Source organism: Paenibacillus sp. FSL L8-0470, assembly GCF_038008625.1.
Taxonomy (GTDB): Bacteria; Bacillota; Bacilli; order Paenibacillales; family Paenibacillaceae; genus Paenibacillus_AQ.
Genome location: NZ_JBBOZM010000001.1, coordinates 3,950,553 through 3,973,565 on the forward strand (window position 1 = coordinate 3,950,553; position 23,013 = coordinate 3,973,565).

Below are 23,013 nucleotides of genomic sequence, written 5' to 3' on the forward strand. Positions count from 1 at the left end.
AAGAATGAAAAACTTATTAGATTCTACTGATTTGGTCAATATAGAGCATTCACCAATTCATCATTTAATTAATGCTTGTTATCATCAAGGATCTTTTAAAAAAGCTGTGAAGTATTTAAGTACTAAAGTTGGTTTCGGTATTGATTTGGGTGATTTTACTTTCTGGAACGATTTGGATGAATATGACAAGGCTTTATATGAAGAGGAGTTTAACGGTATTCATATTGAACTTGGAAGTGAATCAGTAATTCTTGATTATGAAATCTTTTATTATTATCTTGAGTTAGCTGCGAAAAGATATATTGAAAAAAAACAGGAGGATGAACAAGATTTTCAAGAATATTTCGAAAACATGAAAAAAATTCTGAACATCAAGGGTATTGTATAGCTTAAACGTTGGTGCGGGCTACCCAGTGCCGAATGAACCCACCAATTCAACCAAAAACACATATAACCTATGTAATACCCGTATAAAGATTTCTCCATTTCGGCTGTACGCACATCAAATGCTTTAATTTTATAACCTAAATATCGATATTCCGTTACATTGAACAGGTCGATTATGGTCAGATATCACCATGATTGACCTGTTTTTTGTTATGTTCGCTTTCTCGCAGGATTTTCAAAATGCTATGTAATTGCAGAATACGCACCGCCCCGATAAGAAAGATGAAATAGCAATGTTAATCGCATCTTTTAGGGGAGATACAGAGGATTTCAATTCCGCATCAGAATCAACACAGGAGAACACTTCCTACATCAGCAAGAATTTCTTTGAGTTTGTCGGCAACGGGAGTATGAAACCAACCGAGTTTCAAAAGGAAAGAACAAGACATGTATCGAGCGGCGGCAACTCTAACAGAACGTCAAGCAAGCTGATATAATAATGGTAATCGGAAGAACCAGTTACCACCTTCTTTATTTCCAAGTTTAAGATAACAACTTAGGGGACGGGTAATGATGCTAAGATACCTAGAACAGGACCAGAATGGGATGAGTATTTCCGTACAAAATATGGCGATAAGAATGTGGACTGGAAAACTAGTTCTGAGTACAAGCCATATGGTGAAAAGTATATTCCTTATACACCTAAAATCAGATCCAATGCTGTAATCACTAAGCCGTCACTGCCTAAAGGAGGAAAGCCAGAAGGAAATTATGCTCCTATTAAAGGTAAAGATGTCAGAGGATTAAAAAGACAAAATGAGGCCGCGAGTGTGCTAGCGGAAAATGGATATCGTACGACAATGCTTGATGAAGTCCCCAATGGAAATGGATTTGATGGAAACGGCTATGGTATTGATCCTGGTAAAAGTCCAGACTTCATTATTGAAAGGCAGGTTTATGATTGTTATGCGCCGGATATAGATACGAAACTAAACAACATTCTCAGAACCCTCAGAGAGAAAACTACAAAACAAGCGAGAAGAATAGTATTAAATTTAAATGATTATCCTGTTAAAAAAAGAACTGAGCTTATTGAATTTATAAAAAGTCAAACGAAAAAAGATTTAAAACATTTAGATGAACTATTGATCATCGAAGATCGCCAAGTAACTAGAGCGTACTGGAGGTTTGAGTAAATGGACTTTTGGCTATCTATTGGTTTTAATTTGCCTAGAGAAGAATTGAGTAAATTACTCTATAATATGATAAGCGAAGTATTATTTGTAGAATTAATTGATTATGAGGCAGAAGTAAGGGATAACTCTGATACTCAATGCGTAAGAGTCGGTTGTACATATTTTTCAATGAGCATTAATTTAGATGATGAGGATGAATATATAGAACGTTATCGTAAGCTGAATCTTGAAGCGCATGGTGTAGATACAAACGTTGATATTAGTATCCAATTTATATCACGTACTTTTGATACCGGTTGGTTAAAATTCCTTGAACTTATCGGGAAATTATTACAATTTAGTAGTCAGGATTTAGTTGTTGAAGATGATTCCTCATATCCACTATTGAAGAGAATTGACGGGTGTTTATTTATAAATAGTAGGCTAGATGAATATCGAGCGTGGTATATGAATAAAGAAAGTCTAGAACTACTGAATTATCCTTATGAAGAAGAAGATTTCTTAATAACAAGTGAAGTAGAAGAGTAGAGGTTTGTCCAGATTTTTGGTATCTACCAATAATTCTGTGTAACCATATTAACCACGCCACAATGCGAGCTTGCCGTCCGTGTTGTGGTTTCTTTTTTATCTGCCGCTTTATGCTAAAAAATATAGTCATACAAGTGGCGGCTATTCAAAAATACCCCACCCAGTGCCGAATGAACCCATCATTCAACCTATAACACACTTAACCCATGACTATTGTACCCGCGGGTTGGATCAGACGCTCCGTTACCGTCGACGCGATGAACCGGCACGTCCTTCACCGATCACCGGTGAGGTGGAAGCCCGAATTATTGCGCTAGCTTGTTCCGAGCCTCCAAAGGGGTACGCTCGCTGGACAATTCGTTTGTTGACGCGTCGAGTCATCGAACTGAATATTTTGGAATCTGTCGGACGAGAAATCATTCGGACGACTTTAAAAAAACAAAACTTAAACCTCACCTGAAAAAACAATGGTGCATTCCCTCCAAATCGAGTAGTGAGTTCGTCGCTCGGATGGAAGATGTCCTAGAGACCTACGCCCTTGCGTATGACCCTGAAATCCCCCTCATTTGTATGGATGAACAGTCGATCCAACTGTTAGATCATTCACGGCCTCCACAAACCATGAAGCCTGGACAGGTTCCACGAGAAGATTACGAATATGTTCGCAAAGGAAGCTGCAGCCTGTTTCTGTTCACGGAGCCGCTCGCCGGGTGGCGTCACGTGCAGGCTTCGGAAAGACGGACTAAATCCGATTGGGCTCTGCAGATCCAGGAGTTACTGGAGGTCCACTATCCAGAGGCGAAACGGGTTCGGCTGGTGATGGAGAACTTGAATACTCATACGATCTCGTCCTTGTATGAAACCTTTGCACCTGAACACGCATTAGCCTTGGCAAAACGTTGGAAATCCATTACACCCCTAAGCATGGCAGCTGGTTGAATATCGCAGAAATTGAACTCAGTGTTCTGACGATTCAATGCCTGAACCGCCGAATTGCCTCCATTGAAGAATTGCAAGTCGAGGTGTCGGCTTGGGAAACCGAACGCAACCGAATCCAAAAATCCGTCGATTGGCAATTTACCACTGAGCAGGCACGAGGCAAGTTAAAGCATTTATATCCTGAAATTTGATCTGGTCAAAGTACTAGTCTTGATCTTTTTGGTGGGGGGTGGGTGACGAATGAATCCATCATTCAACCAATAACACGTATAACTCATGTAAAATGCCACAATGCAAGCTAGCCGCCCGTGTTGTGACATTTTTTTACTCATCGCACTGTCGCGGCGGCTATTTGTATTAGCCCCCCCCTCAGTACCGAATGAGCTGTTAGAGCCAGAACTAAAACATTGGATGATAAAAGCTATAGAAGTAGGGCAGTTTACTCCAGATGCTGATTTTGGTTACGCATGGAAGCAAGCACAAAAAGAGAAAGAATTAACACAATCAAAAAGAGTGGTTGCAGCAAATGATTAAACATGAACTTACGGAAATTAAACTTATGAAGCAAGGGCATCCATATAAAAATCCTGGTGCATACAATCCTGACTCGAATTCCTTTGGTTTTGATCCTCCAGGAGCACACGACGCAGCTGATCCTCAACCTAAAGGTGAGTTTGATGGAGCGTTTAGCTATAATCTTAAAGAACAAGGGAAGATAGAAAAACAACTAGAAAATGACAAGGGAGAATAAATGTGGGATATTTAAATCAGGCGATTAAACGTATTTCCGCAATAGATTGGAGCTGTCTTGGCGAACAGGAAACTATGTCACAAAGTTATTTGTGTCGAGAGTACTTAAGAAGAGCAACCAAATTTTTAAGAGATTATCCAGGTACTTGTGTACCTCCTTTTATTATGATTTCAAATTCGATCACTGAGCCACAAGAAAACATTGAGATGATTGAAATAGTATATGAAATAAATAATTCTTACCATAGAGCTCTCGTTACGAGTTATCTTGAATTATGCGCTCTTATTGATGAAAAAAATCCAATTGCTATGGATAACAAGGATTTGTTTGAACCAGCAATAAAGCTATATGAAAGAGGTGGCTTTTTCTATAGAAGGGAAGGATATATATATATAAATGGTATTTCTATTATAATTGCAGATGTTGCTTGGGATGAACAGGAACCACTAGATATTAGTGATGAAACCTTGGATGCGCTAGATAATGGTTGTATCGAGTAAAAATTGAACGGGAAGATGATGATTTAAATAAAGTTGTAATGCACATTGATGCAATTTATATGTTGGTGAATTGCCTCTTCTACGAATACTCAAAGAAAATTCATATGACCAATTTAAGGATATAACTTTCACGGAGGTAAATAATGGGTTTGTAATTGTAGAAAAAGAATGTGTTATAAGTATTATTAAGGATACTAAGAAGATATATTTTGTTGAACATATTTAAGAGTATTAGGGTCTATCAATAATTTTGTGAGTCTGTCAATTATTTTGTATATCCAGTCTTTCAATACCACAATACGAGATAGCTACACTTATTGTGGTATTTTTTGTATATTCCCCATCCTAGTTGTTAATGATTTGCCCCCACCCAGTGCCGAACGAATCAGGCGGCAGATTCCAATTAGACATTACCCATGCAATATTTTTGTCAGCCGATAACTGAAAACTTTCAAGAGCTGTCTTTAATGAAAAGAACCCCACATTCTTCAGATCTATATCTTTATCATTAAAGTAGAAGCTATTTTTATCATCAGAAAATAGGGCATTCTTCGAAAGTAAATTATGCAAAATGCTAAACTCAAAAATGTGTATAACTACCAGGAATGTAGTCCAAGCGATCTTTTCAGTTCTACGTATATTAACGTATAAAACTTGAAAGGGGAAATGAAAGATGGCAACAATTATAAGTTATGGTTCCAAAGCGTTAAATCCATTAGGAGCTGCTGTATTAACAATTCCACCGGGACAAAATGTTGGAATACTTGATACCTCAGTAGTTATTCCTCCGGAAAATCCTGCATCTTTCTCAAATAGAGTTGAGTTAAAAGCAAGTATTAACATTGACCAGATTGCAACTCCTGATAATTTCAATGTTGTAATTCTCAGAGCTGGGACAGTAATATATCGCTCTCATATTCGACTTGTGGGTACAGCAAATCCTGAAATTAAGCAAATAAATGTTCTGTGGGTTGATGGTGCCCCTTTGGGCGTTATAAACTATCAATTGGGTATTGAAAATTCGATTCCGGGCACTACCTTCATCAATATAGTTGGACCAGTAGTATTTACTGCAACAGCTATTGGAGGAGAGGGCGTAATTTAAGTCGTGCACTAAGATTTTCGTTCAACCAGGTAACAAAAGCGACATTCGCCGGAGTAGTTCATTACGCCCCTGTGAAAAGCATTGGACAGTTGAACCGATCTGGTTCAGCTGTCCTTTTTTTCATGGCTTATACGTAATTAGAACGATTGCTGAAAAGGGGGTTATGCTGTATACATTTATCTCCGCAAAGCTTCCCAATGTCTGAGCCAATTAAATTACTTACAGATTCGATAACTGAAGAAATAAAAAACCACTCACGCTCGGAAATCCCAAGCTTAAGTGGTTAATCGTGCTTTTATATCTTATAACAACCTTAAGTTGTCGGGTTCAACGCCCCTTGATACTCATTCATTAAATTGTCGATAATCTGCTGTACGGACAAAATCTCTTTAATCTCATGGACTCTGGACCCAGCAAAAACTAAACCGTTCTTAACATCTCCTCTAAGGGAAGTAAGCAGGGATTCCATTGTACAGAAGCGATGTGAACAAACCTTTAGACAATCATAACATTTGACTATCTTTAATTTGGCATTATCACTGATCCGGTCCGTAAATTCATTCCGAATCGCTCTACCTTCTAGACCCACTGTAGACTTGATGAGGACAGTATCTCCCTGCTGAGCATCTACATACTTTTGCTTGAAGGCTAAGGGAGCATCACACTCATGGCTAGCCACAAAACGGGTACCCATTTGAACACCAGATGCGCCAATCCGAAGGGCTTTTGCGATATCATCCCCTGTCAGAATCCCACCCGCAGCAATAACCGGAATCGAAACGGCCTCTAAGACTTCAGGAAGGATATCAAACATGGCTCTGTCTGTACCTAAATGGCCCCCAGCTTCGAACCCTTCCACAACGACTGCGGAGGCACCAAGTCTTTCGGAAATTCTGGCTAATTTGGCGGATGAAACAATAGTTACTACAGGAGTACCATGTTCTTTACCCCAAGCATAAATATCTCTAGAAATTCCGGCTCCGGAAATAATAAAGTCAACCTTTTCTTCCAAAGCAACCTTCATTTTTTCGGCAAAATCCTTTACTGCGAATAGTACATTCACACCGATATAGCCAATCCCTTTAGAGAGTTCTCTTGTTTTGCGAATATGCATTCTCAGCTCATCAGCAGTGATCCCTGTACCAGAGATGGTGCCGATCCCGCCTGCATTAGCTACAGCAGCGGCTAGTCCACTTAAGGATATGCCTACGCCCATTCCACCTTGAATAACAGGAACTCTGGATTTAATATGTCCGAATTGGATTGTTGGAAGTTTCAATTACGCACCTCTTTCACAAGTTGTAGATATCATAAAAACTCCTCTGGAGTAATTAGCTATAACTTAACACAGTTAAGTCTTTCCCGATGTGACTGTGAGCATGCTCAAACCATGTTAAATATCATGTCTTTCAACTGATTTCTTTTATGAAATTTATAACGCCTTTTGGGCAGATGACAGTTTTTAGAAACAAGTGAAGCTTGCTTTAATAATCAGTATGGATCAATTTTATATTCGTATTCATCATTGGATTGAAGGAATCTCCGCTTTCTAATTTTAATGGATTCATCCTAATGAAGATAAATCCAACTCAATTCAGGGGCTGCAGGCGATGATAGAACTGGGGAAGAAGCAAACAGGCGGTATTTAATGAAACTAACGAATGATAATCTCCTGTTTAACTATAAAGTAGAGGCAGGAAGATATCATGGTAGAGATATTCCACATGATGCACATGGGGGATGAGAGACGCCAGTCTGTCAGATCCGGGGAAACTAAAAGCGGATCTCATTTTGGACGAGCTTGCTGAATGCCAGAAAGATAACGGCGGACAATGGGCTGGGCCTATTCCAGAGAAATATTTACATTGGATCGCAACAGGAAAAGGGATACCAGGCAGGAGGCGGCAGCATTAACGGCATGGATTGTTATGGTCCGCTTGATATACAACCTACTCAGCGTGGGCTATTCTGGTATGGAGTTCATTCGGCTGAGATGCTATTTAGAACGTTAGGAACAGGTTGTGTAAAGGTTTCCGCTATCACAAGTGGCGATCACGACCTCATTACCGGTCCGGATTTGGAGCATTGCTGCACAAGAACACGAAAACACAATTTATCGACAAATCCAGCCATCCGAAACCGTATTATGCCAGCTTGATGGAGAAAATTATGAAGCTGTTCATAACAGGAATATCTGATATAGATACTGAACAAACGCTTCAGATACATTCGTTTCCTGGAAGCGGCCAATGAAAGTCGTGAATTTGGTTTAGAAGTCTATTTATAGGTGGAGGTACCTGAATCAGCTTCAACGTACAAGTCAATATTGGAGGACAAGAATCTGTTCCGATAATTTATGGAAAAGGCAACCCGCTAGGGCTGCCTTTAATTTTACGACTGATACTGCCAGTTTCTTCAATTTATTAAACCCACCGACCAGTTCTTCTTAAGAACGAAACATTTTATTAACCTGCGGTTGTTGCAACCAATCCTTCAGCGTGGTCAATTGGAGATCAGGGACAATCACGCGATCTTTAACATCATAATAGTTCAGGGAATCAATATTCGTTCCAATCCAACGGTAGAAGCTCGCAACACCAGATGCTTGTTTTTCTCCCATCACCGGCGTGAGAGATGCTTCGAAATCATCGTAGCTCAGAGACTGGAATGTGACATTTTGGCCCAGTGCTTGTGTAAAGCGATCCCCGAGTTCTGCACCAGTCAATGCTTCAGGCCCTGGAGCCAGTATCGTTAGACCTGCCAGCTCAGGATGACTTAATGCATAATAATGATATTGCGCCGCGTCATCGGAGTTGATCCAAGGAATAGATATATCCGCTGGCACAGGGTAGAACAGCATCCCATTATTGATAAGCCCTGGGATCAAGAAGTTTTCCATGTAAAGCGTTGGTTTTACCAAGATGGTCGGAATTCCGCTTTGTTGTACGTATTCAATCATTTCGCGCTTTACATCCAATGTTTTGGTATCGGTAGGCTGTTCTGGCAAGAAGCCATTCGAATTGACGACGATCAATTTTACGTTTGCTTGCTTTGCGGCTTCAACAGCATTGGTGATGTGTAGTTTGATCAATGCTGTGTCATATTCAATGGGCATATTCAAGAAAATTTTATCAACACCAGCGTTAACTTCTTTTAAGGTCTCCAATGCAGACAAGTCGCCAACATAAGCATCGATACCTTGTTCTTTCAGAACTGCTGCGTTTTTCTCCTGACGTGTAATTGAACGAACAGTTACTCCTTTAGAAGCTAACAATCTTGCTACTGCTCCACCTTGTACCCCCGATGCTCCATAAACCAAAATGGATTCCATATATCCAACATCTCCTTAAAGTATATTTCATTGGTTGAGTATCGAACTAAATGTTATATTTATATTAAACAACCAACAAACTTTATGTAAGTACGCACATTAGAGATATCTGGTATCTCTCGTGATACTATTGGAGGAAAACTTATGGAGACAGAACTATTGGGAAATTGCAGCCCATGTCCAGTCGAATTTACAGTCAATATCATCGGCGGAAAATGGAAAATTATGATTTTATATCATCTTTTAGATAATGACATGATCCGGTTTAATCAACTACAGAAAAAGCTTTCTTCAGTAACACATCGTACATTGACGCGGCAGTTGCGTGAATTGGAGGAGGATGGTGTGGTCAATCGAGTTACTTTTGCTGAAGTACCACCCCGTGTAGAATACTCGTTGACGGATAAAGGGAAAAGTCTCACTCCCATGTTATTACAAATGCGAGATTGGGGACTTCAACATATGTGACGGCAATAAAAAACCTCGAATTTCCACAACAACAATTGGGATCATATAAGAGACCGTGATTTTTCTTGATTTGGATAAAGGAAACGACCATCCGTTTGTTAGGATGGTCGTTTATTTTAAAAACTTGCCGCTTCAGCAAAGAGTTGAATTTATTCTAGATAGTTCTTCGAGTAATTCGAATTGAAGACATGGCATCATTATTAAGATAGGTAGTACTTAGATTATCATTTGTTACTAATGTTGAAGAACGTCCTTTAAAGTCCGCATCTGAGTAACCTACAACATCATAAGGTCCAACAATCTTAATAGAGCTCACTGCATCATTCATACCAATATCTTTAAAGTTCGTAACACTACTTGTCAATTGCTTAGAGGTCCCTGAAAAGTTAGAATCTTTGTAAATATAGACCCCTTGTTGCGCTAATGGAAAACTCGGGTTTGTTATTACTTCATAATCAATTATAGCTTCTGATAAATCGGCTTTTCCTGCAATATTCCCTGTATCTAAAGGAATTACAACAGATCCCATATAATCATCCGCATCTGTTGATGATGAATCATAATCCTTTACTTCCAACCACAACCGAGGACTACTATTAGACACTGCGATATGAAGTGTATTCGAACGCTCTGAAAAAGTAGTATTTGCGGTTTTTTGGTCACCACCAAAAATGACGGGGTGCGGTACATTTAAAGCCGCATCCGCTTTCATCCACACTCTTTCACTTATATATCTCTTTCCACTTAGTGGATATGTGTCCATACTAATATATATATCAGGTAGATTATTGCTTGGGTCCTTATAAACTTTAGGGGTGACAGACTTGAGGGTTACTTTATGTGTCCAATAGAGATTGTATACATATTCATGCGAGAATGTCCCTAATCCATTAAAGTCAATATCAAATAAATAAGCTGGATCGGTGAAAAAGATTCCCATTCCTAGTGTTCCATCTTGGTCTTTATCAGACCAGTTCCAAGGGGCATTTGCATGGTTGTTGCTTGTGTGTGTATTTGGAAAAACACCAAACGATTGAAAAGGCGTATTGTTATATTGAAATTTCCTCTCCCATAATTCATCTATTGGCAGGATTCCATAATTATAAGTGTGTTTCCACTTTGGTGAAAATTGATTAGGCTGTCCAGAATATGAAGGCTCTCCAAATTTATAGACAATCCCATCATCGCCAACATCTTCGTTACTAGTATAAGCACTCACACCATGCCCATGGTTCTCACCAAGTCCATTTGAACTTATAAACACCTCTGGATGGGTTACTTCAGAGTAACGAACTGAAGTACTTTCAATTCCAACGTATCCTGGCTGCACATTAGGATCTTTTAAACGATACCGTAGGAAATCAGAATGACTAATTGTTTCCATTGCCACAGGAACACCATAGCTTCCATCTTTTCGAACTGCCATCATCATTCCTTCTAAGTCATTTTCGTGTTGTTCGGCGGAAACAGGTCCATCATCACGTGCATGATAAAAATAATAGCCTAAAAAGAGATGTGTCTTCGTTTCTTGAACAGAAGCATATACATATGGGACTTGAGGGACTACTCCTATTGTTTCCCATTGATCAGCCATGTTCCAGTTCCCGTCTGCATTAAATTTCGCAATTAAATCCGCTATCCCACCAGCAAAATCCTTATTAATATCTTGATAAATAACAGGAGAATATCTTGTAAGATAATCCCAGTAAGGTTTTCCATCTGTACTTAAACGATCGAATAAAGGACTGTGGCCGTTCATCGTTTGTGACTGTGCACATTCTGCTGAATTTGAAGAATTTTCATTTAAGTTCATGGATAATCCTCCTTTATAAATATGGTATGATTTTCTAAACACTTTCCAACTAAATTTATTAAAGCAAGGTTGTAAATATGATATAAATTTCTTAGCGGGCCTCAGCGACTTTCCAAAACTGAAAATCAGTTACCAAACAGTAGGTTCAAGTAATCGATGAGATGAAGAGGAGTAAACTGAAATGAGGACAATCAAGTGCATGATGGATCACCTGTACTGGGCAGACGGACGCATCTTGGACGCGCTCGAGGAGAGTGAGACGAAGAACAAGGACCTGCTGATGCTGGCTCGGCATATCGCGGTCGCGGAATATGTTCTACCAATCGAATTGACTTGAAAGTGATTTTGAAAAGTTTTAAACGAATGACTATCTAGATATTTACTTTCTAGACGATTAGTGTATAATACCAATAAACCAATTCTTTCCTCTAATAAGAGGGGGCACAACACCATGTTGTGCCCCCTTATTTATTTCCATGGAGGACTGTTCGGTAACCAATTAAGAGGTAGGAGGTAATGATCCTGATGTGAAAGAACTTATTAAGAGCTGCTGATCTGAGTGGGAGTTGGCGGCCGTTACAACCAAAACTAGAACTTTATTTACTGTGTAAAATATAAGAGGACAAGAATTTCGTGAAATTCCATCGTCACGCAAAGGCAGTTATGAATCCCGTTGCTCGTTTTAGTCAACTCTGGATATGTATACATAGATGGCACTAACACCATCGGCATATCAAGCCGTACAGCGTACGATCTGCGATGCTCGATATTGCCGTCTGGCAGCACACAGATTTCTCCAAGCGTTAATATAAGGTATACGTGTTGAGAAAAAACACATCGCTTTACCCTTCTAGATGTAATAATCTAAAGGGGGTTTTTAAAAAAAGAGAACGTAGCTATATTGAATTAAAGAGGTCGCTATAGCCTACCATAATAAAAACAAGATATCCACACCCTTGTACAAGGAGCAGATTCTATGAAAACAATCGCCATTATTGAAGATGATGAACATATCGGAAATATTCTGGCAGAAACTTTGACCCGTGAAGGATATGATGTTGTCCGGGCTTACTCAGGTACAGAAGCAATCTTATTATTTCAGCAGTGGACACCGGATTTGGTGTTGCTTGATTTGATGCTCCCTGGACGATCCGGTGAGGAATTGCTTCCTGAATTAAAAGGGATTCCGGTAATTGTAGTCAGTGCCAAGGCCGGGATTGATGATAGAGTTAATTCTCTGTTAGGCGGCGCCGCGGACTATATAACCAAGCCCTTTGAGATTAAAGAATTGCTGGCTCGAATTACCGTTCAGCTTCGTAGTCGAAGTGACCATGCCTCCGTCCTGACCTTTGGCGATTTAACGTTAAATAAGACCTCTCATGCGTTAAGCGTACAGGGCCATCCAGTGCATTTGACAAAAACAGAATTTGCAATCATCAAACTTCTGATGCTAAACCCAACGCAAGCGATAGCAAAATCAGTTCTGCTTGACCGAATCAGTATGGATACAGCTGACTGTATGGAAAGCTCTCTAAAGGTCCATATCAGCAATATGCGCCGGAAACTCCGTGAAGTCAGCGGGAATGAATACATTGAGGCCGTATGGGGAATTGGCTTTAAGCTGTCTGAGCATAAATCTTAACTGATTCTTTACTGTTTTCTTTACTGCCTTCTTAACTATTTCTCGATACACTCCATACATCAGTAGTAAGGAGGCGATTTAATGGATTATTGTTTAACAACCAATAACTTAAAAAAGTCATATGGGAATTTTAAAGCTTTGAACGGGCTGACCATGAAAGTGCCCAAAGGCTCAATTTATGGTTTTGTAGGGAGAAATGGGGCCGGAAAGACAACGCTCATTCGTTTGATTTGTGGTTTACAGCAGCCAACGGCAGGAGACTATACGCTGTATGGTAAAAAACACACCGCTAAGGATATAGTGAAATCCCGCCGTCGTATGGGTGCTGTGGTGGAAACGCCGTCGATTTATCTCGATTTGACTGCGGAGGACAATCTCAGAGATCAATATCGTGTATTAGGACTTCCTTCGTTCCATAATATCCCGGAACTGTTGCAGTTTGTGGGACTGGGGGATACAGGAAAAAAGAAAACAAAAAATTTCTCACTCGGTATGCGCCAGCGTTTGGGCATTGCCGTCGCTCTTGCGGGGGATCCCGATTTTCTTGTTTTGGATGAACCCATCAACGGACTCGATCCACAGGGTATCATTGAAATGCGTGAGCTACTTTTGAAACTTAACAAGGAACGGCAAATCACTATTCTAATCTCCAGTCATATTCTGGATGAGCTATCCAGATTGGCGACTCATTATGGTTTTGTTGATCAAGGGCAAATGGTTAAGGAAATCAGTGCAGCTGAATTGCACGCAGCATGTCGGACATGTACCTGGCTTAAGGTATCGGACACGGGTGTGCTCGCCCGTGTGCTCGACCAGCGGGGAATAGAATACATAATTCGTACGCAAAACGAAGCCGTTATGTATGGAAAAGTGAGCGTAACCGACCTTGTTATGGAACTTGCAAAAAATAATTGCGAAGTCTTTACTTTGAACGAGCAGGATGAGAGCTTGGAAAGCTACTTTATCGGTCTAACCGGGGGTGGCGAAGTTGAATAAGTTGTTATCTTCCCATTTCTCACGCATGCGGAAAAGCAGAACGCTCCTGTCTTGCACAGCGGCTATGATGCTGTTTGCCAGTGCAATACTGTTCATTATCTACAGAGAAACAAGAATGAGCGATGCTAGTCTGCAGCTTCATGAACTGCCCCTCTTTCTTTTTAACATTGTAATTGGAGGAGCTCTGGCTACGTTTATAAGTCTGTTTTTGGGCACGGAATACAGTGACGGTACGATGAGAAATAAGCTGATCGTGGGACATCGAAAAAGTGACCTTTATCTGTCCAATTTAATATCCAGTTTTGTTGCGGGACTGATTCTTGCCCTTGTCTATATTGTCATTCTTATGGTAGGCGGCATTGCGGTACTTGCTTCTTTTGAGGCGGATTGGAATACAATATTGCTGTTACTAATAAGCAGTGTATTGTTAATACTGGTATATGCTTCTATTTATACCATGATGAGCATGCTGTTTCAGAATAAAGCCGCGGTGGCGGTGACTGCCTTGATTGCATTTTTTGTTTTGCTCATAGCGGCAACCCAGCTTCAGAGTCGGCTCAGCGCAGAGGAATTTTATTCAGTTGACACACTTACGGATACAGGGAAGTATGTACAGGAATTGGTGGCGAACCCCAGTTATCCGCGTGGCACAAAAAAGGCAGTATATCAATTCTTATATGATTTCCTTCCGACAGGTCAAGCCAATCAAATTGCTATGGGGAATGCAACGGATTTTATCCAGATGTGGGTCTATTCTCTGGCAATTACAGTTATGACCACAGTTATTGGATTGTTAGGGTTCCGTAAAAAGGACATAAAATAATGGAGTAGGTGTGGAATGAAAATCGGATTGTGGCTCTTATTCGGAGTATTCGTGTTAATCATTGTATTTCTTGTAGGGAAGGTGTACCTTTTACGGAAGTCTACTCAGGAAATAAAGAACTCGATCGACGATATCCTCACATCCGATACCAATATATTGATTAGTATTTCCAGCCGTGACGGACAGATGCAGCAGTTGGCGCACAACCTGAATACCCAACTTGGTTTGCTGCGCCAAGAACGTCACCGTTATCAGCAGGGCGATACTGAATTGAAGGAAGCAATCACAAATATATCCCATGATTTGCGCACCCCTTTGACTGCAATATACGGTTATCTTGATTTATTGGAAGGGGAGAATAAGTCGGAATCCGTACAGCGGTATCTTGACCAAATTCAGAATCGGACCGAGGTCTTAAAGCAATTGACCGAAGAACTTTTCCGCTATTCATTGATCACTTCGGTGCAAGAGATAAGCTATGAGAAGTTGACCCTGAACCGGGCGCTGGAAGAAAGTTTGTTATCCTATTACGGTGCATTTAAGACACGGCAAATTGATCCGGAAATCGAGCTTCCGGATTCACCGATTCACCGGTCGCTTGATCCCACTGCCCTCAGCCGTATTTTGGGAAACATCTTAAGCAATGTAATTAAGTATAGTGATGGTGATTTGAAGGTAAGTTTACGTGGGGATGGGAAAATCACTTTTACCAATTCCGCTAAAAAGTTATCTCCGGTTACGGTGGGCAGGTTGTTTGATCGATTTTATACCGTTGAAGACGGCAGAAGCTCCACAGGATTAGGATTATCAATCGCAAAAATTCTTACAGAACGTATGGAGGGATATATAAACGCTTATTATCAAGATGGAAATCTAACGGTTGTATTGTATTTTCCTAAATAAAAGCAGAATGCCGCAAGCGGCGAGGTAACTTTGTGCCATATGTGTAGGCAACTTTATGTCATTGGCAAACCATCGTCGGTAGGCAAGAACATAGTTCTATAAGAACCCGCGCTCCGCGCGGGTTTTCTGTTTTAAGGGATCAAGTTCTTGTCCTTTTCTCTGGACAAGAACTTGATCCCATTGCCGAAAATGGACAAGAACAAGAACATGGTACTATGCCGATTAGATGATTATCTAAACATATTTGTTGATACATCGGACCTGAAATTACACAAAGTTGATTTTTTGATAAAAGAACATGCATTATAAGCCTACCAAATGTAGTTTTCCACCAGCTTCAGTGCTGTGTTTTCTTTTGAAGATGTGAAGTGTCCGTGGCTTCTACAAAGGGATGGGGAATACTGGTACGCATGATTCTTATCATCAAAGTATATCAACGTCAAATACAACTTTTCTCATTTCCCATATTGTATTTTTACTATGGGAATTTCTTACCCTCATCTATACTGTTCTCGAAAGAACTCACTGATTTCTGTTATTCCGACGAAGAGAGAAGTTCTTGTTCTATAAGAGACTTAAGACCAATCAAAATGGACTTTAAAATTCAACGTGCTGCTGGTTTTTAGATTGTGTTATTCTGTCTATTAGTGAACTCAATTTAGAGAGCGGGATGTTACTTGAAAAGAAATATATTATATATTGAAGATAATGAGAAAATAGGCAGTTGGGTAAAAGAAGAATTGGAACAGCGGGGATTTTCAGTTCAGTGGCTGCTTTCTGGTGAAGGAGCTGAAAAAGAAGTGAATCAGCATGAAATCGTTATTTTGGATATCATGTTACCCGGTTTAGATGGATTTACTGTGGGAAAACGATTAAAAAAGGCAGCTCCTGCTGTTCCTATTTTGTTGTTAACTGCCCGAACATCGATAGATGATAAGGTAGAAGGTTTACAATTTGCTGATGACTATTTAACGAAACCATTCCATACGGATGAATTAGTTGCAAGATTAGAAGTATTAATCCGTCGAAGTGGCGGAACACATTCCGAACGTATTTCATTAGGGAATTATATTGAAGTAGATCCAGAAGTTCAAATGGTGTTTGACAAAATCACAGGAGAAGAAATTATATTGACAGGGAAACAACATCAAATTTTAATGTACTTCTTACGCCACCCTAATCAAGTTTTACCAAAAGAACAAATCTATGAAGCCATTTGGGAAGAAACTTATATAACAGGTGATAAAACATTAATGGTACATATCCATCGACTGCGCCAAAAGTTGGAACGTCATCCGGATTCCCCAGAGATTATTGAAACGTTGAAGGGAATAGGTTATCGGGTGAAACTATGAAACAGACTAAATCATTATTTCGCCGTTTTCTAAAAGGACATTTTCTATTTATCTTTTTTCCTCCGATTGTACTTATTTTCTTATCTGCGTTCATTGAGTCTCCTTTTAATGAAGAAGAGCTGAATAAGTTAAATTATTTTTACGTTGTACTGCTTTTGTTTGGTTTTATTATTGTAGCATTTGTGGTAATATCTTGGATTTTCTTCTTGAGGCTTCGTAAACGTCTCACCCGCTTACAGGAAGTCATGTCATTTTCAGCTAATAATTTTCCTAAACCAATATCTGTTCAAAGAGATCGTATGGATGAAATAGACCAGTTAGGAAGTTCTTTTAATTGGATGATTCAGCAGCTTGAAGACAGCCGCAAGCGAGAATATGAAGAGGAATTATTACGACATCGGCTCATTGCGAATTTATCTCACGACTTACGAACGCCACTTACTATTTTGAGAGGACATATCACCAGATTAAATAAAGAAGCAATAAGTTTAGAAGGACAAAACTCATTAACAGAGATGAACCATACGATTACAAGAGTCGGAGATCTAATGGATGATTTACTTTCCTATACATTGCTTACATCAGGGAAACATCCTTTTGGGCCCATTTCAACAGATATTGGACGTTTAGTAAGAGCATCTGTTGCTGCGTGGTATCCTGTATTTGAAGAAAAAGAAATTCAGGTTGATGTTGATTTACCGGCAGAAGAGACTTTTTATTGGAAAGCAGATCCTAAATGGATGACACGGGTTCTGGACAATTTATTTCAGAATATTCTTCGCCATGCAGCAGAGGGGAAATATGTACACATTATGGTAGATGTAGAAAAAGAACAGATCCTTGTTGCAGACAGAGGTCCAGGTATGGATAACTCTTCCTATGAGCGTGGGGTGGGGATTGGTTTATCGGCTTCAAATTATATGTTGAAAAAAATGAAGCTGAAAGCTGACTTTACATCAAATGAAAATGGCACAAGAGTGGTTATTGGTAGAGCTTAACCTAAAGGTAACCCAGAATTAAACAGCATGATCACCGGGATGTAACTTTGCTTCTTTATAATTAGAACCATAACAGAAAGGAAGTGTTATGGTTGCTTACAATTGATAACTTAGTCAAACATCGCGGAACTGGGGAAATCTTATCAGGTATTAGTTTTAAAGCTAGACCAGGTAGAGTAACTGGTTTTTTAGGTCCAAATGGGGCAGGTAAAAGTTCTACACTTCGCATCCTGCTTGGATTAGATCGTGCCACCTCAGGGAGTGCGCTAATTAATGGAAAGCCATTTGCAGAATTACATAATCCTCTGGCAACAGTAGGTGCCGCACTTGATGGATTTGGAGCTCATCGTATGCGAACAGGACGGGCACATTTGCGTTGGATTGCCCGTGCCGCAGGATTGTCCCGCTCACGTGTCGAGGAAGTTCTGGAAATAGTAGGTCTTACTAATGCAGCTGGTAAAAGAGTGGGGAATTATTCCCTTGGTATGGGGAGAAGACTTGGAATGGCAGCTGCATTACTTGGTGATCCACAAATATTGATTTTAGATGAACCCGTAAACGGGCTCGACCCAGAAGGAATTCGTTGGATTCGGACATTTTTACGTGAACGTGCTGATTCTGGAAACACGGTGTTACTGTCCAGTCATCTAATGGGAGAGCTTGCAGAGACTGTTGATGATGTGGTAATTATTAAGCATGGAACAATCGTTGCAGATGGAACATTGGAAGAAGTAATAGGTAACCATTCCACGCTGGAGGAAGCCTTTTTTGCCCTGACATCTGAAAATGCAGGTGAGGTTGTATGAGAGCATTCAACGCGGAACTATCTAAATTGTTCTCCCTGCCGGGCATTTGGCTTGCCTTGCTTATTGGAGCATTTGCCCCAGCGGTCATTGCTGCCTTGGACAGTATAGCAGAAAAAGATGCGATTATAGCTGGAGTTAGCACACGGCTATCGGAAGTTGGATATATTGGCTTAGCTCTTGGTGTGCAAGGCGTTATTATTCTTGGTGTGCTTGCTGTCAGCAGTGAGTATTTGACAGAGAGCAGTGAATCTGGTGGAGGACAACAGATTACAACAAGTTTAACCGTTGTTTCATCCCGATTTCTTTTTTTGCTGGCAAAAGCAGGCGCTGTGACAGTGATCAGCATACTGCTATGTATTGTTGCTATTATGACAACTGTGTCTGCAACGCATCTTATTCTCGGCGAATATGCCCCTGCATTTGAATGGTCCAGACTTATCGGTGCAGTTTGTTACTGGACATTCACTGCTCTTTTAGCACTTGGGATTACTTTGCTAACTAAGAATGGCATCATCCCGCTTGCTGTGCTCATAATAAATTCTTCCGTTGTATCATTTAGTGTCCTGCTTTATAGGGTTACAAAGTTGGCGTTTTACTTACCAGATAGGGCTGGCGCTGAAATGTTTATGTTTACGAGCGACAGACTTCACACCCCGTCCACAGGCAGTTTATTCGACAGATTTCACACTCCCTTCACAGGCGGTGTAGTCATGTTTGCCTGGGTAGCCGTTATTTTCATTGTTGCAGCTATTGTATTCCATAGGAGGGACGTTGCATCATGAGTGTCTCACCTAGTAGAAAGATAACACAAATCCTTGGTGCTGAACTGGATAAATTAGTTACATTACCATGGATATGGCTCACTCTTATGGGGACGTTCATTCTTAATTTAGCTTTAACTGCAGCTTTTACTTCTGTTGGTCTACAAGGGGCAGCAGGAACGCAAAGTATACTGAATATAGGACTTGCTTCTATGGGACATATTCAAGCAGGGTTCATTATTCTTGGTATCATAGCTACTTGTTCGGAGTATACGGGTGGACAGATTCGAACTACTTTAACCACGATACCTTGGCGCGGGTTCCAATTATCCATGAAGCATTTGGCATTGGCCATTATATCTATTCCTGCTGCGTTTATTATTGCTGCATCAGGTGTACTATATACTTTTATTATGATGAGAGACACAGCCGTAATGATTGAAATAGACACAATGATAATAACATTAATAGGTGCAGCAGGCTATCTAACCTTAACCACACTTCTCAGTGCAGCTATAGGTGCTTTATTAAGACGAACCACTCCTGCTTTAGTGGTACTGCTTGGTTATTATTTCATTGTCAGTCCATTGTCGAGAGATTTTCAACCTAGTATTAGAAATTATTTTCCGGATACGGCAGGATATTATATGTATATGCCGCCTTCCTCTGATGTAATAAATGTCCTTACACCTATGCAAGGGACAGGTATTTCAATGGTATGGACACTGATCTTTTTTACAGCAGCTATTGTATTTTACCGTAAACGAGATGCCTAAGTTTATTCCAGCGATGAATTCCACGGGATGTACTTGAGAAAAACTCTATATGTATCGTCAACGAACTGAAAACGTAAACCAGTATTGTATGATATAACTTCCAAACCACCAGCAACGTTTTAGTGGGAATAGCTTAGGAACAAAAATACTCTCTTTTATCTGCTTGTATAGCAAATAGAAGAGAGTATTTATTATATTGGATAAGTAAAGTAGTACTCGAAGTATTTATTTTGTAATTCCAAAGCTAGTATTAGTTGTATATTTCGGTTCATTGCTATGCAGGACATAAGGTTTGGCTGTCATAATAACATTCCTTCTGTGCCTGTTCATACTCCGTTCATATTGCCGTAACGAAGGGGACATTTTGGTTGTTTACACTTTGAATATGTCGCTATATAGATTGAACTTGAGAATTATATTTAGGGAAAAGTGGCGGAGGGGAATTTTGGAACTGGAGGAGCGATAGCGTCCGCCTTTAGATTTGGATTTCTACCGCGATTCGCGGTTAAATTCAGGAAATCCAAACCTAACAGCGGCCGGAAGTCCAAATATTCTCTGTAGTCATGGCCAACCCCAAAATAGAAGAATTATAAGTTCAATTTATATAACGCGGCTCTACAGATATAAGGACAGGAGAAGATGAACGTGACAGGGACCGGTGGAAATCAAGAAAGGGAACAGAATCCGCAAAAAACAGAAACTATGGTCGAAAATAATAGGAGGTCTTCTCGGGGCGCTTGTGCTGTTCATGGTCATCTTGTTTATCGTTAATGTGATCAGTAACGGGGTCGAGAAAAAGAAAATCGAACCATACGGCCAGTATGTCAATGTGGATGGTAAAAAAATGAATGTGTTTATTCAAGGCAGCGGCGAACAGACAATCGTCCTTCTTCCTGGACAAGGAACTCCGTCGCCAGTGCTTGATTTCAAATTGCTGATCGATGAATTGTCTCCAGAATACAAAGTCGTAGCGATTGAGCCGTTCGGATACGGGTTGAGCGACGAAACTGAGAAGGAAAGAACAACAGAGAATATCGTCAGTGAAGTTCACGAAGCAGTGCAGCAGTTGGGTATTGACCGTTACGTTCTTATGGGACATTACATCACTGGACTATACGGAGTGTCCTACGTGAACAGCTACCCGGATGAGTATACTAAAGAACAAATGCGTCTCATTTCGAATCAAGTCGCGACCAATCCAACAATGATGGATGAGCTCAGACATCTCGGTACCAATTTCAAAAATGGAGAACAGCTTACCTACCCTAACGATTTGCCGGTGCTTCTCTTCGTCCAGTCGAATAACGAGAACAATGAGCAGTGGGTTCCGCTGCACGAGGCACAAGTCAAACAATCGGCACAGGGAGAAATGATCCCGATGGAAGGCTCACATTACCTGCATCATACGAAATTCAAAGAAATCGCCGGGGCATTCAAAGCGTACATGAAGCAAATACAACCATTCAAATAATAAGAGGAGAGAGAGAGTTTGGCACAAACAGCAGGAGAGGAAGTAAGGAAGGGTTCAATAGTAAAAAGAGTGCTGCATATTTCATTAAAAGTAATCGCCGCAGTGGTTATCGCTATTCTACTTTTTATCGCCATCGTATTTACCGTAAACAAAATCAGCAGTCATTCAGAACAAAAAAGAATGGAACAGTATGGTCAGCTTGTGTCTGTAGATGGTAAGCATATGAATGTTTTCATCCAAGGCAAAGGCGAAGAAACCGTAGTGCTTCTTCCCGGTTATGGAACAGCGGCGCCTGCACTTGATTTTAAGCCACTCCTATCAGAGTTAAGCCCTTATTATAAAGTCGTCGTGATCGAACCTTTTGGTTACGGATTGAGCGATCAATCCCGGAAGGAGCGCAGTTCAGCCAACATTGTAAGTGAAATTCATGAAGCGTTACAAAGTCTCCGGATCGATCGTTACACCCTTATTGCCCACTCCATTTCCGGGCTCTATAGTCTGGATTATGTGAACCGATATCCAAATGAAGTGAAAGCCTTTATCGGGCTGGACAGCAGTGTTCCGTCACTAAGTGAACAGAAGATTGATTCGTCTGATACAGAACCGGTTAAATGGTTCCGCAACCTGGGCTTCGCCCGGTTACAATTGAAACTGAGTGCTGACCCTTATGAAGGACTGCCCTATGATAAAGCGACTAAAGAACAATTGGACATCTTGATACGCAAAAACATGTATAATACAACTCAATTAAATGAGGCAGTGAGCATGTATTCCAACTTTAAAGCAGCAGAAAAGCTTACTTTTCCTGCCAATTTACCAGTTCTTTTCTTTCTTCAGGCAAATCACCCTACGACGGACCGATGGATTCCGGAACATGAGAAGCAGATCCAGAACTCTGTACATGGAGAAGTGGTCTTATTGGACGCGGGACATTATCTGTATCGTTCCCATCCAAAAGAAATCTCTGAAAAAATAAGGGATTTTACGGGAGGAATAAACTCAACAGATTAACAGACTGGTACCATCATAAATCGCGCGCTGCGCGATTTTTTTTGCGTTGCAGTTGCTCTCATTTACGAACAAAAGGAGGCGAAAATGATCTTTCCTCCATTCCAGAAGGCATTGTTATATGAAGTGTAGTAATGGACCGTGGAGCGGATCTGTAGCCCGTTGTTGTCCAGACTGTTGCTGCCAAAATGCTGGAGATGATAGTCATAGGTTCTCTCAGCATTATAAACCGATTTCTCCGAAATATTGAACCCCTATCCGAAATTCGAGCCATATATAACAGAGATTTTATATTTTATAATGTAATTCATAATAGCTATTTAATTACATTAAAGAATTTGGTTTGCAATAAAAAGGATTATATTTCATTTTATGAAAGGAGAATATGAGTTGCCGGAAGTATCAATCATAATCCCGACAAATGAAAAAGCTTTCTACCTAGACTTATCTATCGCA

At 40.3% G+C, this 23,013-nt stretch carries 27 protein-coding genes; 23 read left to right on the plus strand and 4 right to left on the minus strand.

The window, feature by feature from the left end:
* Positions 1 to 4: 4 nt before the first annotated feature.
* The 10 genes from cdiI to NST99_RS17710 all read left to right on the plus strand — a co-directional run bounded on the left by cdiI (position 5) and on the right by NST99_RS17710 (position 5,406).
* Positions 5 to 388 (plus strand): ribonuclease toxin immunity protein CdiI, encoded by a 384-nt coding sequence (gene cdiI, locus NST99_RS17665; protein WP_341093415.1) that lies wholly within the window; start codon positions 5 to 7, stop codon positions 386 to 388.
* Between the two features lie 640 nt (positions 389 to 1,028).
* A complete protein-coding gene (locus tag NST99_RS17670; protein WP_341093418.1) occupies positions 1,029 to 1,583 on the plus strand; it encodes a CdiA C-terminal domain-containing protein in 555 nt (184 codons plus the stop codon).
* On the plus strand, positions 1,584 to 2,111 hold the full coding sequence (locus NST99_RS17675; RefSeq protein WP_341093420.1) for a hypothetical protein: 528 nt from the start codon (positions 1,584 to 1,586) through the stop codon (positions 2,109 to 2,111).
* A 163-nt stretch (positions 2,112 to 2,274) separates the two neighbouring features.
* Positions 2,275 to 2,571, plus strand: a complete 297-nt coding sequence (locus NST99_RS17680) for a helix-turn-helix domain-containing protein (protein ID WP_341097681.1) — start codon at positions 2,275 to 2,277, stop codon at positions 2,569 to 2,571.
* A 110-nt stretch (positions 2,572 to 2,681) separates the two neighbouring features.
* A complete protein-coding gene (locus NST99_RS17685) occupies positions 2,682 to 3,050 on the plus strand; it encodes a transposase (protein ID WP_341093422.1) in 369 nt (122 codons plus the stop codon).
* The gene (locus tag NST99_RS17690; protein WP_341093424.1) at positions 3,047 to 3,241 is read left to right on the plus strand and encodes a hypothetical protein; all 195 of its coding nucleotides are present in this window, start codon (positions 3,047 to 3,049) and stop codon (positions 3,239 to 3,241) included. The genes NST99_RS17685 and NST99_RS17690 overlap by 4 nt, the downstream gene beginning before the upstream one ends.
* A 220-nt stretch (positions 3,242 to 3,461) precedes the next feature.
* Positions 3,462 to 3,584: a hypothetical protein gene (locus NST99_RS17695; protein ID WP_341093426.1), complete on the plus strand. Its 123-nt coding sequence runs from the start codon at positions 3,462 to 3,464 to the stop codon at positions 3,582 to 3,584.
* Positions 3,577 to 3,801 carry a hypothetical protein gene (locus tag NST99_RS17700; RefSeq protein ID WP_341093428.1) on the plus strand — a complete coding sequence of 75 codons (225 nt, stop codon included), beginning with the start codon at positions 3,577 to 3,579 and terminating at the stop codon, positions 3,799 to 3,801. The genes NST99_RS17695 and NST99_RS17700 overlap by 8 nt, the downstream gene beginning before the upstream one ends.
* Positions 3,802 to 3,803: 2 nt before the next feature.
* Positions 3,804 to 4,301: a hypothetical protein gene (locus NST99_RS17705; protein ID WP_341093430.1), complete on the plus strand. Its 498-nt coding sequence runs from the start codon at positions 3,804 to 3,806 to the stop codon at positions 4,299 to 4,301.
* A gap of 673 nt (positions 4,302 to 4,974) precedes the next feature.
* Positions 4,975 to 5,406, plus strand: a complete 432-nt coding sequence (locus tag NST99_RS17710; RefSeq protein WP_341093432.1) for a hypothetical protein — start codon at positions 4,975 to 4,977, stop codon at positions 5,404 to 5,406.
* 313 nt (positions 5,407 to 5,719) lie between these two features.
* Here NST99_RS17710 and NST99_RS17715 read toward each other — a convergent pair whose 3' ends face one another.
* Together NST99_RS17715 and NST99_RS17720 are read right to left on the minus strand one after the other, a co-directional pair.
* A complete protein-coding gene (locus NST99_RS17715; protein WP_341093434.1) occupies positions 5,720 to 6,685 on the minus strand; it encodes an NAD(P)H-dependent flavin oxidoreductase in 966 nt (321 codons plus the stop codon).
* A 1,167-nt stretch (positions 6,686 to 7,852) separates the two neighbouring features.
* Positions 7,853 to 8,737, minus strand: coding sequence for an SDR family oxidoreductase (locus NST99_RS17720; protein WP_341093436.1), 885 nt, complete (start codon positions 8,735 to 8,737; stop codon positions 7,853 to 7,855).
* Positions 8,738 to 8,881: 144 nt separating this feature from the next.
* Between NST99_RS17720 and NST99_RS17725 the strand changes: the two genes are divergently transcribed.
* Positions 8,882 to 9,205 (plus strand): winged helix-turn-helix transcriptional regulator, encoded by a 324-nt coding sequence (locus tag NST99_RS17725; protein ID WP_341093438.1) that lies wholly within the window; start codon positions 8,882 to 8,884, stop codon positions 9,203 to 9,205.
* A gap of 154 nt (positions 9,206 to 9,359) precedes the next feature.
* Here NST99_RS17725 and NST99_RS17730 read toward each other — a convergent pair whose 3' ends face one another.
* Positions 9,360 to 11,018 (minus strand): beta/gamma crystallin-related protein, encoded by a 1,659-nt coding sequence (locus NST99_RS17730; RefSeq protein ID WP_341093440.1) that lies wholly within the window; start codon positions 11,016 to 11,018, stop codon positions 9,360 to 9,362.
* Positions 11,019 to 11,199: 181 nt separating this feature from the next.
* On the opposite strand from NST99_RS17730, the gene NST99_RS17735 reads away from it, so the two are divergent.
* The 12 genes from NST99_RS17735 (at position 11,200) to NST99_RS17790 (ending at position 22,560) form a co-directional block, all read left to right on the plus strand.
* Positions 11,200 to 11,355 carry a hypothetical protein gene (locus NST99_RS17735; RefSeq protein ID WP_341093441.1) on the plus strand — a complete coding sequence of 52 codons (156 nt, stop codon included), beginning with the start codon at positions 11,200 to 11,202 and terminating at the stop codon, positions 11,353 to 11,355.
* A gap of 639 nt (positions 11,356 to 11,994) precedes the next feature.
* On the plus strand, positions 11,995 to 12,660 hold the full coding sequence (locus tag NST99_RS17740; RefSeq protein WP_341093443.1) for a response regulator transcription factor: 666 nt from the start codon (positions 11,995 to 11,997) through the stop codon (positions 12,658 to 12,660).
* An 81-nt stretch (positions 12,661 to 12,741) separates the two neighbouring features.
* Entirely contained in the window at positions 12,742 to 13,656 is a 915-nt protein-coding gene (locus NST99_RS17745; protein ID WP_341093444.1) for an ATP-binding cassette domain-containing protein, read from the plus strand.
* A 25-nt stretch (positions 13,657 to 13,681) separates the two neighbouring features.
* Positions 13,682 to 14,479: an ABC transporter permease subunit gene (locus tag NST99_RS17750; RefSeq protein WP_341097682.1), complete on the plus strand. Its 798-nt coding sequence runs from the start codon at positions 13,682 to 13,684 to the stop codon at positions 14,477 to 14,479.
* Between the two features lie 15 nt (positions 14,480 to 14,494).
* A complete protein-coding gene (locus NST99_RS17755) occupies positions 14,495 to 15,382 on the plus strand; it encodes a sensor histidine kinase (protein ID WP_341093445.1) in 888 nt (295 codons plus the stop codon).
* A 677-nt stretch (positions 15,383 to 16,059) separates the two neighbouring features.
* On the plus strand, positions 16,060 to 16,737 hold the full coding sequence (locus NST99_RS17760) for a response regulator transcription factor (protein WP_341093446.1): 678 nt from the start codon (positions 16,060 to 16,062) through the stop codon (positions 16,735 to 16,737).
* Positions 16,734 to 17,735: a HAMP domain-containing sensor histidine kinase gene (locus tag NST99_RS17765; RefSeq protein ID WP_341093448.1), complete on the plus strand. Its 1,002-nt coding sequence runs from the start codon at positions 16,734 to 16,736 to the stop codon at positions 17,733 to 17,735. The genes NST99_RS17760 and NST99_RS17765 overlap by 4 nt, the downstream gene beginning before the upstream one ends.
* Positions 17,736 to 17,827: 92 nt before the next feature.
* A complete protein-coding gene (locus NST99_RS17770; protein WP_341093450.1) occupies positions 17,828 to 18,541 on the plus strand; it encodes an ABC transporter ATP-binding protein in 714 nt (237 codons plus the stop codon).
* Positions 18,538 to 19,323: an ABC transporter permease gene (locus NST99_RS17775; protein ID WP_341093451.1), complete on the plus strand. Its 786-nt coding sequence runs from the start codon at positions 18,538 to 18,540 to the stop codon at positions 19,321 to 19,323. Before NST99_RS17770 ends, NST99_RS17775 begins: the two co-directional genes overlap by 4 nt.
* Positions 19,320 to 20,078 carry an ABC transporter permease gene (locus NST99_RS17780; protein ID WP_341093452.1) on the plus strand — a complete coding sequence of 253 codons (759 nt, stop codon included), beginning with the start codon at positions 19,320 to 19,322 and terminating at the stop codon, positions 20,076 to 20,078. The genes NST99_RS17775 and NST99_RS17780 overlap by 4 nt, the downstream gene beginning before the upstream one ends.
* 658 nt (positions 20,079 to 20,736) lie before the next feature.
* Positions 20,737 to 21,549, plus strand: a complete 813-nt coding sequence (locus tag NST99_RS17785; protein ID WP_341093454.1) for an alpha/beta fold hydrolase — start codon at positions 20,737 to 20,739, stop codon at positions 21,547 to 21,549.
* Positions 21,550 to 21,567: 18 nt separating this feature from the next.
* Positions 21,568 to 22,560, plus strand: coding sequence for an alpha/beta fold hydrolase (locus NST99_RS17790; RefSeq protein ID WP_341093456.1), 993 nt, complete (start codon positions 21,568 to 21,570; stop codon positions 22,558 to 22,560).
* A gap of 62 nt (positions 22,561 to 22,622) precedes the next feature.
* On the opposite strand, the gene NST99_RS17795 is transcribed toward NST99_RS17790, so the two are convergent.
* Positions 22,623 to 22,802: a hypothetical protein gene (locus NST99_RS17795; RefSeq protein WP_341097684.1), complete on the minus strand. Its 180-nt coding sequence runs from the start codon at positions 22,800 to 22,802 to the stop codon at positions 22,623 to 22,625.
* Between the last annotated feature and the right edge of the window lie 211 nt (positions 22,803 to 23,013).